Genomic DNA, 13249 nt, shown 5'->3' with positions numbered 1-13249 from the left:
TCACCCCAGCGGCATCGTGACGGTGCGCTTCACGGTGTAGTCCAAGGGCACGCCCTTGAAGAGGAGCGGGAGCTTCGCCTCCACGTGGCAGTAGACGGCGTCGGTGCCGTCCACCGTGGTGGTTCCGCCCTCGATCTTGTAGTCGTTCAGCCACGCGGGCCGGACGTTCCTGGCGTACTCGACGCACAGGTTCGGCTCGTAGCGCTGGCTGGCCTCGCGTGCCCCGGTGCGGGCGATGTTCTCCACGCGCGACACCGTGGTGAACGAGATGTAGGCCTGGAAGGACAGGAAGATGATGAAGAACGCGATGGGCACCGAGCCCGCGAACTCCAGCGCCACCGCGCCCGCGTCGCCCCGGCGCCGGGACCCGTGCGCCGCCACGCCGCTCACCCCTCACCCTCGTCGACGATCTTGGTTCTGGTCTGGATCCCCCACGAGCTGCGCAGCCCGGGGATGAGGATCGGGGTGTCGATGGTGACCACGGCGTAGCCGTCCACGACGTTGATCGTCAGGTGCTCGCGGTCCTTCCAGTCGCCCTTGATGCGGCTGATCGCGCGGCGCCGGACCTCCTCCCGGTTGGCCTTGGCCTCCGCGGTGTCGCGCTTGTCGTATCCGATCACGGCCACCGCTCGGGCCGCCTCGTTCGCCGCGTGGCTGGAGTAGGTGGAGGTCAGCCCGACCAGGACGACCTGCCACACGAGCAGGAAGATCAGCGCGATGAGCGGGAGGATCCCGGCGAACTCCACCGCGACCGCGCCCGCGTCGCCCTGCTTCTGCGGGACCGCCGGCGGGACGGGCTCCGGCTGCGGCGCGGTGCCGAGCAGGCCCAGGTCGGCGGCGGCCCTGCCGACCGCCTTGCGGAAGTCGGAGTTCTTCACCGCCGCCGGCGAGCCGGTGTTCGCGGCCTCCTCCAGCGCCCGGAACGCCGCCGGCACGGCGACGCCGCGCAGCGGGGAGCCGACCATCTTGCGCGCCAGGTCGGGCTGGATCTCGTTGCGCTTGTCCTGCCGCGTGAGCAGGACGCTCAGATCCTCCTCCTTGCGGATCGCGAGCCGCGCGAACATCCGCGCCAGCCGCCGCGCGGACCGCAGCGCCGGCACGTCCGGGGTGGCGACGATGACCGCCTCGTCCGCCAGCTCCACCGCCATCGCGTTGGCGTCGGCGACGTGCGTGCCGCCGTCCACGATCACCACGTCGTAGCGGGACCGGACGACGGTGAGGATCTGCCTGACGGCCCGCGCGGAGATCTCCTCGGCGTCCTCGCCCTGACCGGGCGCCAGCAGCAGGTGCGGCCCCGACGGGTGGACGAACAGCGCCTCGGCGACCACCGCCCCGTCCAGGTCGCCGGCCGCCGCGGCGAGGTCGGCGATGCTGTGCCGGTGCTGGACGTCCAGGTAGCCCGGGATGTCGCCGTTCTGCAGGTCCATGTCGACCAGGCAGACCGTCTGCCCCGCACTGGACGCGGCGATCGCGAGATGGATCGCCAGGGTGGTCGTGCCGACGCCGCCCTTGGCCCCGCACAGGGTCACGAGCCGGGCCAGCCGGCCGCCCTGCCCCGGCACCTCCGTGGCGGTGAAATGCCGCCGCATGGTGCGCGACCACTCCGACGCCTGGTGGACGCGGTTCTGCAGCTCCGACAGGGTCGGCTCGTTCGAGATGACCCCGCGGGCCCCGGCCGCCATCGCCCCCGACAGCGTCTCCGCCGTCGCGTCGTCGGCGATCAGGATGACGGCGAGCTGCGGCTGGCGGACCACCATGTCGCGGATCAGGTCGAGCGCCGGCAGCGGCCCGAGGCCCTGATGCACCAGCACCACGTCAAGCTGCGGGACGGTCGCGACCGTGCTCGCCAGATGGCTCGACGTCGTCTCGACCGCGATGACCTTGATGTCGGGCAGCTCGCGGAACTGGCCGCTCAGCGAGGAGGCGAGGTCGCGGTCCTCGATGCCGAGGAGGACTTGGATGGTCATCGCGGGCTCACCTCGCCGGGACCGTCTCGCAGACCGGGGGGAGCTTGACGCCGTCCACGCCCGTCCCCGATCCGCCGATGAGCGCGAGCCTGATCTTGTTCGCGAAGCTCTCCTCGCGGGTCAGCTTCAGGCTGTCCGCGGCGCTGAGCGCGAACGTCATCGGCACCTGCGACTCGGTCACCGAGGAGTTCTCCTGGTCCTTGACCTTGGTCTCCTGGCCGATCTGGATGACCCGGGCCGCCTTGACGATCCGCGCCGCGCAGGACTGCTGCTTGTTGCCCTCCTGCCTCTGGTAGGTGGCGTAGATGTCGACGGGCATGCCCTCGTGGACCTTGCCCGCCACCCCCGTCTCGGCGTCGATCATGATGGCGATCTCGCGCTGGCCGGGCTGCAGCGTGGGGCCGGGGACGAGCATGCCGGTCTGCAGGTGCGACCCGGCCGGGATGTCGGCCGCGGCGACCTTGCCTTCGAGCTGCGCGACGTCGGTCACCATCGTGTCCGGCGACCACTTCTTCGGCACCCGGATGCGTTCGAGGTCGTCCCCGCTGATCGGGGAGAACGCCTTGATCGGCCGTTTGAGCTTGAGCACGTCGGTCTTCACGCCGACCTCGGCCCGAACAGAGCCGACGTAACCGATGATGCTGACGAATACGGCAACGGCGCCGAGCGCAGCCAGGATCATCAGCAGAACTCCACGACGCTGGCGCGGGTTCATGGGACTCCGTTTCTCTTTCCGGGGGTCGGGAGGCTTCAGCGGGGGCGCGGCGGACGGAACGTGACGGTGCCGGCACGCGGCCAGTCGTCGTCGTCCGGCGCCGTCCGGGACGCCCGCTCGGGGTCGGTCGGCTCCGCCTGCCGGGACGCGGCACCGTTGAGGAGCCGCCCGATGGACGACGCGCCCCCGGGCGGGGGCATCTCCTCGGCGTCGGCCTCGGCGTCGGCGGGTTCGGGAGGTTCGGCGGGTTCGGGAGTGTCTGTGAGGTCTTCGGGTTCGGGGGTGTCGGCGGGTTCGGGGATGTCTGCGGGCGGGACCGCGTCGCCGGTCCCGCGGGAATCCGGTGAGGCGGCGTGGCCGGACGGCGCGGCGTGATCGGGCGGCGCGGCGTGGCCGGGCGGGGCGGCGTGATCGGGTGAGGCGGTGTTGCCCCATGAGTTCGGCGGCGTCTGTGCGCGCGTCCGGACCGGCGCCGCCAGGACGGGTTCCCTGCGCGTCGGCGCGGGCGATTCCTCGGCCTCCGAGACGGGCGTGATTTTGTGCGAGTCGTGCGGGTGCAGGGAACGCGGCCACTGGGGCCGCTGGGGGCCGCCGCCCTCCTGAGGCTGCGGAATCTGCGGCCGCGTCGGCGGGGCCTCCGGGTACTCCGGCCGGGTCTCGTCCGGCGGGGGGACCTGCGGCGCGGGCGGCTGCGGGTTCGCGGCCGGCGGCCGGACAGGCTGGGGCTGAACAGGCTGGGGCTGAACGGGCTGGGCTTGAACGGGCTGGGCTTGAACGGGCTGCGGCTGAGCCGGCTGCGGCTGAACAGGCTGGGGCTGAGCGGGCTGCGGCTGGACGGGCTGCGGCTGCGGGCTCGGCGGCTGCGTCCGTCCCTGGAGAGACTGTGAGGCGGTCCCGGAATCACCGCCCGGCTGGACCATGAAGCAGAACGGGCACTCGGGGAGGGCGGTCGGTTCCCCGCACCATCCGCAGGGCCGGTAGTCGGAACCGGCGAGCAGGCCCTGCAGCGCCTGCGGATGCCCGCTGAAGGCCACGAACTCGGCGTACTTCTTGGCGCCCCAGTATTCGGCGCTCATCGGCTGCGCGGCGACGGCCGTCATCGAGACCGCCGCGATCGCCGGACGCAGCTTGTGCTGAAGCCAGTCGACGTCGCCGTTCTCGTGGCTGAACAGCATCAGGACGGGATCGGCCGGGCGCGAGGCCGGCTCGGGGACGGGCTTGGCCGAGGTGATGCGGTGCACCGCGGGGCGAGGCCCCGCCGACACCGAGAACCCGTTGCCCGGCAGATAGGACGACATGTGCGCCGCGAGTCCGGTCTTGATGTGCTCCAGGCGGGCGACACTGTTCACCCAGGCCCCGGCGTGGACGCTCTCGCACAGCCGCAGGGCGAGGCTCGCGAGAACGCCGGGCCGGGCGTAGGAGGACGCGAACGTCAACTGGTCGGCGATCAGCGAGAGCGCGAGCGGGGGGACGTCGAGCGGCAGACCGGCGATGCGGTCGGTGAGCAGCGCGGAGCGGGCCAGCCGGACCAGCCGGTGTGCCTCCGCGCCCTTCCACGACGGGTAGATCACCAGCACGGCTTCCCGCCGGCCGAGGGCGTACGCCATGTGATCGATGAAGGCGGGCGGCACCTCACCGCCGCCGCCCAGCCCGATCCGCTGGGCCTCGGTGGCCTGCAAGATGCCCGTGCTGGGGAAATCACCGGCGAGTACGACCGCTGTCACGGGCGCCTCGGCTCATTCTCGGGCCTCACCGGGCCGCCCCCTCCTGTTCTCCGCAGCGGACGAGCTCCCGCGACGCTTTTCGTCCGGTTGCGGGTACGCTGACGTTAGTCACCGCGGTTGTCACGACTCAAGCGATTAGCCCTTCCTGTGGGCGAATCGCAATTGAACCGTGGCACCGCATTCTTCGATGGCGTCCGCATTCCCCCGGTTCCACTCGCGGGACAACAAGTTCGAGGATTCTGGCCATAGCCGCCTGACCTGGGAAGCAGTGAGCGCGGAGCTTCCGGCGCGACCGGTGACGGTGTCCGCGGGCACTCTCGGCCACCCACGGCAGGTACATAACGCCCACGTCGCCTCCCGGGGGTGGCATGGCCCCGCACCATTCTCCCGGAGCGGGTGAAGTGATCAACGACCGACCAAAAGTCCACAGTCGGCCAAAAATTAGGTCCCAGGGCCCTGGACATGACTACACAGCGACGTCAAGGCGTCGACTAATTGAATAGTGGACCATTAATGTGGCAGGTGAGGCGGTTGCGCTGCGCCGGACGGTGGTTACAGAGAGTGCCAAGGTGTCCGCTTGAGACTCTTGATGCGATGCCCTGTGCAGCCGGGTCCCCTTGGCACCGTCGCCGCTCGGCGCCTTCCGGCGCGGGGCCGGTCGCAGGCTCTAGAGTCTCCCTGTAGGCGGCCCCAGACTGGAGCGACGGAGATGACGAACCCACCGGACCCCGGTTATCCACCGCGAAGGCCGGCGCCCGACCAGCCGGGCGGTCCGTACGGCCCGCCGCCCCCGCCGCAGCAGCCGGGCGGGGTCCCGGGTCCCCGGCCGCCCGGCCCGGCGTCCGGGCCGCAAACCGGGCCGCAAACCGGGCCGCAGGACCAGCGACAGGTCTGGACGCCTCCCCCGCGCGATCCGGCGGACAAGGGCGTGTTCGCGGCGTTGTTCGACATGAACTTCGACCACATGATCACCACCAGGCTCGTCAAGATCATCTACGTGATCGCGCTGGTTCTGATCACCCTGGGGGCGCTCTTCGTGGCGGGGTACGGCCTGGCGTGGCTCGCACAGGGCGCGACGTTCTTCGCGCTCCTGCTGCTCGTCGCGGCTCCGTTCCTGTGGGTGTTCCAGCTGCTGGCGGTCCGGATCCTCATGGAGTTCGTGATCAACCAGTTCAAGATCAGCGAGTACCTGCGGGCCATCAAGGACAAGAACTAGACGGAGCTGCCGGTGGGCGAGTTCGACGGGACGGGGCCCGGTGGCGGGCCCCCACCACGGGACACGCGGCGCGACGCCGGAGCGACGCGGCGCGACGCGCGGGTGCCCGGGCCGCGTCCGGCGCCCGCGACGTGGCGAGACGGGGCGGCTGCCGGCGATCCGCTGATGCGGCTCCCGGCGGTGCTCGCCGAGCGGTACGAGGCCGTCGCGGAACTGCCGGTGCAGGGCGCCGAGTCGGACCTGCTGCTGGTGCGCGACGCCCGCGACGACGAGTACGTGGTGAAGATCTTCCGCCGCGGGTACAGCGCCGACCGGGAGGTGTGGGCGAAGCTGCCCGCGCTGGATTCGCCGCACGTGCTGCGGATCCTGGAGACCGGGCACGCGGACGGGCGCGACTACGAGGTCGCCGCGTACGCGCCGGACGGCAATCTGCGGGCGCTGATGCGGGAGGGTCCGCTGCCGGCCGGGACGGCGGGCGAGATCGCGGCGCAGCTCGCGGAGGGGCTGACGGCACTGCACCTGGCGGGCGTCGTCCATCGTGACCTCAAGCCGGAGAACGTCCTGGTGCTGGGCACCGAACCGGTGCGGCTGGCGATCGCCGACTTCGGGCTGAGCAAGGTGCTCGACCAGAGCGTGGTGTTCGCGTCGTCGTCGCGGACGCTGGCCTACGCGGCACCGGAGTCGCTGTCGGGCCAGGTGTCGCCCGCCCGTGACTGGTGGTCGCTCGGCATGATCGTCCGGGAGCTGGCCACGGGCCGGGCACCGTTCGAGGGGCTGAGCGAGACCGTCGTGGTCGACCATCTGGCGACGCGTCCGGTGAGCGCGGACGACGTCGCCGACCCGAGGCTGCGGCTGCTGTGCCGGGGCCTGCTGGCCCGCGACCCGCGCAGGAGGTGGACGGGCGAGCAGGTCGGCGAGTGGCTGGACGGCGGTTCGCCGCCCGTCGCCGAGGAGAGCGTCCAAGCCGAGGCGGGCAGCGGTCTCCCGTTCAGGGGGCACCGCTACACCCGCCGGGACGAGCTGGCGCGCGCGCTCGTCGAGAACTGGGATCACGCCGCACGGTACTTCTTCGGGCGCGGAGAGTCGGGCGAGGCGTGGCGGAGCCTGCGCGAGTGGCTCGCGGAGATTCCGGACGACGGCCGCATCGGGCTCGTCGACGGCTACCTGATGACGGCTCTGCCGCCGGACGTGAAGCTGCTGCACCTGGTGCGGTGGCTGGATCCGGCGCTGCCCCCGCATTTCCTCGGGCGGCGGCTGACCGCCGACGACCTTTCCGGCCTCGCCGCCCTCGCCGGCGATCACCGCCATGCCGACCATCGCACCGCCTGCCTCATCGGGCGGGCGCTCTGGGAGCACCACCTGCTGCAGGTCCTGGCCGGGTTCGAGACCGGCGAGGACCTGGCCCGGGTCGACGACCAGTGGCGTGCGCACGTGTCGGCCTGGAACGACCTGGCGCGCTGGCTGCGCGGCCAGGACGGGATGCCGCCGGGGCTCGCGCGGCGGCTGCCCGACGCCGGGGCCGAGGAGCCGCCCGCCGTCCTGCTCACACTGCTCGCCCTGGCGGCGCGTCCGGCCGAGACGCACGAGCCGATCGCCGAGGGCGCGGCGCGGGCGCGCGAGTCGATCGCCGAGCCGGTGCCGTGGTTCACGTGGCTGGCGGACGGCGCGGGCGACGATCCGCTGCGGCTGCTCGCTGTGACGCTCGCCGCGGCCGAGGCCGTCGTGGAGACCGAGGCGCGGGTACGCGACCGGGACGCCGCGCGGCAGCGGGACGAGGCGCTCCGCGCGCACTGGGAGGAGCGGGAACGGCAGCGGCTCGCCGGGCGGGGTTCGGCGATGACTCGGGCCGTGCTCTGGACGCTGCCGCTCCTGTTCCTCTGGCTTCTCGGAAGCTGGGTCGTGGGCTCGCTGTTCGGCGGCGGCGACGAGGAGGGGACGGCCTCGGTCGGGCTGCAGAGGTCGTCCTCGGGCCTCTCGTTCGGCGTCCTGGCCGTTTTCTCTGTGCTCGCCTGGGCGGTGCACTGCGGCAGCGAAGTCTTCTTGGCGCGCGCGCAGGGCAAGGACTATCTGCCCCACGGGCCGTGGTCGATGCTCTCCGGTTTCCTTGGCGCGAGCGGCCGCGGCCTGTCGAAGGCGTCCCAGACGATGACGGGCGCGGCGCAGAGCACCGGGCGGCGCGGCTGCGGGTTCCTGCTGCTCGCCGGAACGATCCCGCTTCTGCTCATCCTGCTCCTGGTCGGGGCGCTGACGTCCGTCGCGAGCATGCTGTGGCTTCTCCTCCTCATCGTGGGGCCCGCCGCACACGCCGTGGGGGCGGGCGTCCGGCTGCACCAGTGGCGCCAGACGCGGACGACCGGAGGAACCTTGTGAGCAGCGGGATCGAGGCGGACGTCGTCCTGGACGCCGCGGTGGTGCTCAGCCTGGGCATGAACCGGGTTCTCGGACGCGGCGCGGGCCTGGCGGGCCGGGGTGCGGAGGCGCTCGCCGCGCTCGCCGAGGGACGCGCCGAGGCGCGGGCGGCGGCCCTGGCCGAGGTCGAGACCCAGGAGCGGGCCCTGCGGGAGGTCGTGGAGCGCAACGCGCGCATCGCGGCGCTCGCCGAGACCGGCGCGAAGATCGGCGCGGAGGTGGCGCTCCCCGAACGGCTCCAGCCCGCCGAGCGGTCCGCCGAGGAGCTGACCGCCTGGTGCGCCGCGACCGACCCCGTCCTGGACGAGGCCGAACGGCACCTGTCGGAGCATCTGGCCGCCCAGGTCACCACGCAGATCTTCACGGCCCCCGCCGAAGGTCTGCGGGCCGACGCGCGGCGGAGCGCCCCGCCGCCGCCCCCGGAGGACGACGTCCGGGCGAACCTCGAAAGGATCATGACGCGGCTGCTGCCCGACGTGGCCGAGTCGGAGCGGCGGGCGGTCGCGGAGGCGGCGGGGCTGCTCGCCGGGATCGGCACGGCGGAGGAGGCCGAGGGCGTCCTGCAGGAGGTGCGGCTGCGGATCCAGGCCGCCAACCGCCGCACCGAGGAGCGCCGGGAGGAGGAGCGGCGGCGGGCGGCCGAGCGCGACGCCGCCGAGCAGGCCGAGGCCGAGCGCCGCTACGTCCTCGACTCGATCACCACGGCGTTCGAGGACATGGGGTACGAGGTCCAGGCCGGGTTCGAGACGTTGACGGCCGAGGACGGCACCGTGACGCTGACGAAGGGCGGCTGGCCCGACCACAGCGTGCGGATGCGGGTCGACGACGCCGCGCACGTGCGGGCGTCGATGGTGCGCGAGCGGCCCGCGGAGAGCGAGGACGACCGGCGGGTGGACGTGGAGCGGGAGCGGGAGTGGTGCGAGGCGTTCGAGGCCGCCAGGGGGCGGCTGGCGGACGCCGGGATCCGCTCGGACGTGGCGTGGCGGCTGGAGCCCGGCGTCCGCGAACTGCCCGTTTCGGCCGGGCCGGGGCAGACTAGGGGCCGTGCGGGCCAACGCGAACGCCACCGGGAGCGTCACAAGTGAAGTGCCGAAATCGCCCGCGGGCGTGATCGGAGTGGAGCGGAGTACTCGGATGAGCGGTGTGAAACGGGGGGTGCGGGGGTTCGTCCCCCCACGAGGGAGCGCGCATGAGCATTGAATCGCCGACGCTCGGGGGGCGGCTGCAGGGCTGGCCGCCGTTCATCCGGGAGCTGGACGCGACCCTTTCGGTGCACTCCCAGTACGTCCTGTCGGGCAACCTGCACGACAGCTTCCTCGCGCCGCCGCTGGAGGGCGGGGCGGCGCGGCTGCTGCCGCTGCGCGGGCTGCTGTGGGAGACGCTGCGGTCCAGCGGCGCGTCCTGCATGGTCGTGTACGACCCGGTGGACGGCCTGCAGGTCTACCCGGGCGGCGGCGACGTGGGCGCGGACGAGGCGGCGCAGTCGGCCGAGCAGCTGCTCGGCAAGATCAAGTCGGACGACAAGCCGTCGCTGGAGGGGCTGACCCGGCATCTCGCCTCGGTGGCCAGGCCGAAGGAGAACATCCGCGCCGCGTTCGTGATCGACTCGGCGTCGCGGATCGCCCGGAGCCCGACGGATCTGGAGCCGGCCGAACGCGACTTCTTCCGGGTCTGCGCGAAGCTGTCGCGCAGCGCCCGGCCGGTCCGTGTGACGGGGCCGCGGCCGAAGCCGCTCTACAACCCGATCGTGTGGCTGGTGGAGCGGCCCGGTGACCTGCCGCCGTGGCTGACGACCGACAACGAGTCCATCCGCGAGATCACGATCCCGCGCCCGCATCTGGGTGACCGGCAGGAGACCGCGCGGCTGCTGGCCCGCGCGTTCGGGGTGACCGACGTCGGGGCGGACGAGGTGGCCGCGGCGGCGTGCGACGCGTTCGCCGAGCAGGCCGACGGGCTCACCCTCCAGTCGATGATCGAGGTGACCCGGCTGGCCAAGGAGCGCAACGTCGACCTGGCCGATCTGCCGGACGCGGTCCGCACCTACAAGCTCGGCGTGCTCGACAACCCGTGGAGCCGCGGCCATCTGCGGCGCCGCGTGCTGGAGGGGGAGAAGCGCGTCCCGGACCGGGTGATCGGGCAGCCGCAGGCCGTCACCAAGACCCTCGACATCCTCAAGCGGGCGGTGCTCGGCCTGTCGGGCGCGCAGGCGACCCGGTCCGGCAGCCGTCCCCGCGGGGTGCTGTTCTTCGCGGGCCCGACCGGCACCGGCAAGACGGAGCTGGCCAAGGCGATCACCGAGCTGGTCTTCGGGGACGAGTCGGCCTATCTGCGCTTCGACATGAGCGAGTTCTCCGGCGAGGGCTCCGGCGACCGGCTGATCGGGTCCCCGCCCGGCTACGTGGGCCACGAGGCGGGCGGGGAGCTGACCAACGCCGTTCGCGAGGACCCGTTCCGGGTGATCCTCTTCGACGAGATCGAGAAGGCGCACCCGCGGATCCTGGACAAGTTCCTGCAGATCCTGGAGGACGGCCGGCTCACCGACGGGCGCGGCAACACCGTGCACTTCTCCGAGTCGATCCTGATCTTCACCTCGAACCTCGGGATGTTCGTGCCGGGGCGGGACCTGACGACCCGCGGGGGGTCCCCGCACGGTGCGGCGGACGGGTTCCCGGTGGATCGGGTGCAGAACATCACACCGGGGATGTCGTACGAGGAGGTCGAGCAGCGCATCAAGGGCGCCGTCGCCGACCACTTCACCGAGGTGCTCAACCGGCCGGAGCTGCTCAACCGGTTCGGCGACAACATCGTGGTGTTCGACTTCATCTCCGGCGAGGCGGCGCACAAGATCTTCGATCTGCAGTTCGCGAACATCTGCAGGCGGGTCACCGACGAGCACCGGCTCGTCCTCGCCGTGAAGGGCGAGGCGCTGGAGACGCTCCGCGGGTGGTGCACGGAGGAGCTGGCCAAGGGCGGCCGCGGCATCGGCATGGCGCTGGAGTCGTTCTTCGTCAACCCGCTGGCGCGCGCGCTGTTCGACCGCGAGCTGGTGCCCGACGAGAAGGTCACCGTGACGGGCATCCGGCGCGAGGGCAGCATCGTCCATCTGGAACTCCAGTGACCTCCGAGCCGCCGGCGGCGGGAGGCGGACCGAAGGGGACGCTGCTTCTCGCCAAGGCGCACTATCCGGTGACCACACTCGGCCCCGGCACCCGCGCGGGCATCTGGACGCAGGGCTGCACGCTGCACTGCCACGGCTGCCTGTCGCGGGACACGTGGGACGCCGACCCGGGCAAGGCCGTCCCCGTCGAGGCGGTTCTCGGCTGGCTGGACTCCCTGCCGGGGCCGGTCGACGGGGTCACCGTTTCCGGTGGTGAGCCGTTCCAGCAGCCGGCCGCGCTGGCGTCTCTGCTGAAGGGGGTCCGCGCGTGGCGAGACGACCGCGACCGTGAGACGATTGCGGTGGACATATTGGTCTACAGCGGATATGTCTACTCTCGGCTCACACGCAGCGGAGAGACGCGCGAGATCCTGGACATGTGTGATGCCGTGATCACGGGCCCGTACGTCGACCGGCTCAACCCTGGGGGGCGACACCCCGAGGGCGGCTCTCTACTCTGGAGGGGGTCGGCGAACCAGCGCGTCGTGCCGCTGTCCCCGCTGGGGCGCGAACGGTACGGGGCACTGGCCGACATCGGAGAGACTGGAGATGAAACAGGGCCCCGAGTACAGGTGTCCGTGGACGAAGGGCCGGAGGGAAGGCGGGTGTACTACATCGGGATCCCGCGAAGGGGTGACATGGAGCACCTCACGTCGAGGCTCGACCGCGCCGGGGTGCGCTCGGGGGATGTGTCATGGCGACCTTGAACTGTCCTGTCTGTGACGAGCCGTTCCAGCAGGGCGACCTGCTGTGCATGAGCTGCGGGGCGAACCTGGCCCGCGCCGGCGGCGGCGCCCACCGGCAGGCACCGGGCGGGTACGACGACCAGCAGCGGCAGGGCTACCCGCCGCAGGGACCGCAGCAGGGCGGCCAGCAGTACGGCGCCCCGCCGCAGCACGGCCAGCCGTACCAGCAGGCGCCACAGCAGCACGACCCCTACCAGCAGCAGGCCCCGCACCAGCCGCCGGGCCCGCCCGGCCAGTCGCAGGATCCGTGGGGCCAGCCGCAGCAACAGCAGCCGCAGCAGGACCCGTGGGCCTCGCCGCCCATGCCACAGGCTCCCGAGCAGCCCGGACAGCCCCAGCACGGACAGTCCCAGCACGGGCAGCCTCAACACGGGCAGCCCCAGTACGGCCAGCCCCAGAATCAGCAGCACGGGGGGCAGCCGCAGCACGGTGGCGGCCAGCCGCCGATGCCGCAGCAGCAGCCTCCTGGGGACCCGTGGGGAATGCCCCAGCAACAGCAGCCGCAGCAGGACCCGTGGGGGGCGCCCCAGCAGCAGCCTCCGCTACCGGACCAGTACCAGCAGCCGGAGCAGCAGTACCCCCCTCAGGACCAGCAGTTCCCGCCGCAGGACCAGCAGTTCCCGCCGCCGCAGGACCAGTACCAGCAGCGCGAGCCGCAGTACCCGCCGCAGGATCAGTACCAGCAGCAACAGCCGGACCAGTACGGCATGCCACAGCCCGGCCCCGCCGACCACCAGTTCGGCCAGCCGCCTCAGCAGCACGGTGGCGGCCAGCCGCCGATGCAGCCGCAGCACGGGCGTGAGGCGACGCTGCTGCCGCCCGACCACAACCAGGGTCAGCGCCCACCGGCCCCGGACAGCACGGCGTTCATGTGCCCGTACTGCGAGGCGGTGCTCACCAACCCCGCCGCCGCGCAGTGCGACTCGTGCCTGCGCCCGCTGCCGCAGAAGGGGACGCCCATCCTGCGCGTGATGTTCCCAACGGGCGAGCTGAAGGTGTCCGTCGGGCAGCACCTGGTGCTGGGCCGGGACGCGGGCCAGTCGCCCGTGGCGGCCACGTTCACGCAGTACGACAATGTGTCGCGCCGCCACTCCACGGTGTGGCTCGACCCGTCCGGGACGGCGTGGGTGCGTGACGAGGGCTCCACCAACGGGACGTTCGTCAACGGCGAACGGCTCCCGCGCGGCGTGGAGGCGCCCCTCCGCAACGGCGACCAGCTCCGCCTGGCCGCCGACGTGACCGGGACCGTCCAGCTGAACTGAGCAGCACGGCGAAAGGGCGGCCCCGCGGTCGAGAACCGCGGGGCCGCCCTTCG

At 72.4% G+C, this 13249-nt stretch carries 12 protein-coding genes; 6 read left to right on the top strand and 6 right to left on the bottom strand.

Annotated elements, in window-relative coordinates:
• From ACTWPP_RS10780 to ACTWPP_RS10765, 4 genes are all read right to left on the bottom strand, one after another.
• Positions 1 to 390 (bottom strand): TadE/TadG family type IV pilus assembly protein, encoded by a 390-nt coding sequence (locus ACTWPP_RS10780; RefSeq protein ID WP_443104037.1) that lies wholly within the window; start codon positions 388 to 390, stop codon positions 1 to 3.
• Positions 387 to 1967: an AAA family ATPase gene (locus tag ACTWPP_RS10775; protein WP_443104036.1), complete on the bottom strand. Its 1581-nt coding sequence runs from the start codon at positions 1965 to 1967 to the stop codon at positions 387 to 389. The genes ACTWPP_RS10780 and ACTWPP_RS10775 overlap by 4 nt, the downstream gene beginning before the upstream one ends.
• A gap of 7 nt (positions 1968 to 1974) precedes the next feature.
• Positions 1975 to 2649 (bottom strand): Flp pilus assembly protein CpaB, encoded by a 675-nt coding sequence (gene cpaB / locus ACTWPP_RS10770; RefSeq protein WP_443104035.1) that lies wholly within the window; start codon positions 2647 to 2649, stop codon positions 1975 to 1977.
• Between the two features lie 68 nt (positions 2650 to 2717).
• The gene (locus tag ACTWPP_RS10765) at positions 2718 to 4406 is read right to left on the bottom strand and encodes a hypothetical protein (RefSeq protein WP_443104034.1); all 1689 of its coding nucleotides are present in this window, start codon (positions 4404 to 4406) and stop codon (positions 2718 to 2720) included.
• A 709-nt stretch (positions 4407 to 5115) separates the two neighbouring features.
• Here ACTWPP_RS10765 and ACTWPP_RS10760 point away from each other — a divergent pair.
• The 5 genes from ACTWPP_RS10760 to ACTWPP_RS10740 all read left to right on the top strand — a co-directional run bounded on the left by ACTWPP_RS10760 (position 5116) and on the right by ACTWPP_RS10740 (position 11895).
• Positions 5116 to 5622 carry a DUF4282 domain-containing protein gene (locus ACTWPP_RS10760; protein ID WP_443104033.1) on the top strand — a complete coding sequence of 169 codons (507 nt, stop codon included), beginning with the start codon at positions 5116 to 5118 and terminating at the stop codon, positions 5620 to 5622.
• Between the two features lie 12 nt (positions 5623 to 5634).
• Positions 5635 to 7992: a protein kinase domain-containing protein gene (locus ACTWPP_RS10755; RefSeq protein ID WP_443104032.1), complete on the top strand. Its 2358-nt coding sequence runs from the start codon at positions 5635 to 5637 to the stop codon at positions 7990 to 7992.
• Positions 7989 to 9116 (top strand): response regulator receiver protein, encoded by a 1128-nt coding sequence (locus ACTWPP_RS10750; RefSeq protein WP_443104031.1) that lies wholly within the window; start codon positions 7989 to 7991, stop codon positions 9114 to 9116. Before ACTWPP_RS10755 ends, ACTWPP_RS10750 begins: the two co-directional genes overlap by 4 nt.
• A gap of 104 nt (positions 9117 to 9220) precedes the next feature.
• Complete coding sequence (locus ACTWPP_RS10745; protein WP_443104030.1) at positions 9221 to 11149, top strand: AAA family ATPase; 1929 nt, start codon at positions 9221 to 9223, stop codon at positions 11147 to 11149.
• Positions 11146 to 11895 carry a 4Fe-4S single cluster domain-containing protein gene (locus ACTWPP_RS10740; RefSeq protein ID WP_443104029.1) on the top strand — a complete coding sequence of 250 codons (750 nt, stop codon included), beginning with the start codon at positions 11146 to 11148 and terminating at the stop codon, positions 11893 to 11895. The genes ACTWPP_RS10745 and ACTWPP_RS10740 overlap by 4 nt, the downstream gene beginning before the upstream one ends.
• Here the strand turns inward: ACTWPP_RS10740 and ACTWPP_RS10735 are convergent.
• Both ACTWPP_RS10735 and ACTWPP_RS10730 read right to left on the bottom strand, forming a co-directional pair.
• The gene (locus ACTWPP_RS10735; protein ID WP_443104028.1) at positions 11799 to 12428 is read right to left on the bottom strand and encodes a hypothetical protein; all 630 of its coding nucleotides are present in this window, start codon (positions 12426 to 12428) and stop codon (positions 11799 to 11801) included. The genes ACTWPP_RS10740 and ACTWPP_RS10735 overlap by 97 nt on opposite strands.
• A gap of 48 nt (positions 12429 to 12476) precedes the next feature.
• Entirely contained in the window at positions 12477 to 12728 is a 252-nt protein-coding gene (locus tag ACTWPP_RS10730) for a hypothetical protein (protein ID WP_443104027.1), read from the bottom strand.
• On the opposite strand from ACTWPP_RS10730, the gene ACTWPP_RS10725 reads away from it, so the two are divergent.
• Positions 12714 to 13196 (top strand): FHA domain-containing protein, encoded by a 483-nt coding sequence (locus tag ACTWPP_RS10725; RefSeq protein ID WP_443104026.1) that lies wholly within the window; start codon positions 12714 to 12716, stop codon positions 13194 to 13196. The genes ACTWPP_RS10730 and ACTWPP_RS10725 overlap by 15 nt on opposite strands.
• The last annotated feature ends 53 nt before the right edge of the window (positions 13197 to 13249 follow it).

The organism is Actinomadura sp. 3N407 (assembly GCF_052245875.1).
In the GTDB taxonomy this organism is placed as follows: domain Bacteria; phylum Actinomycetota; class Actinomycetes; order Streptosporangiales; family Streptosporangiaceae; genus Spirillospora.
Note: the sequence above shows the minus strand (reverse complement) of the source record. Positions and strands in the feature narration are given on the sequence as shown.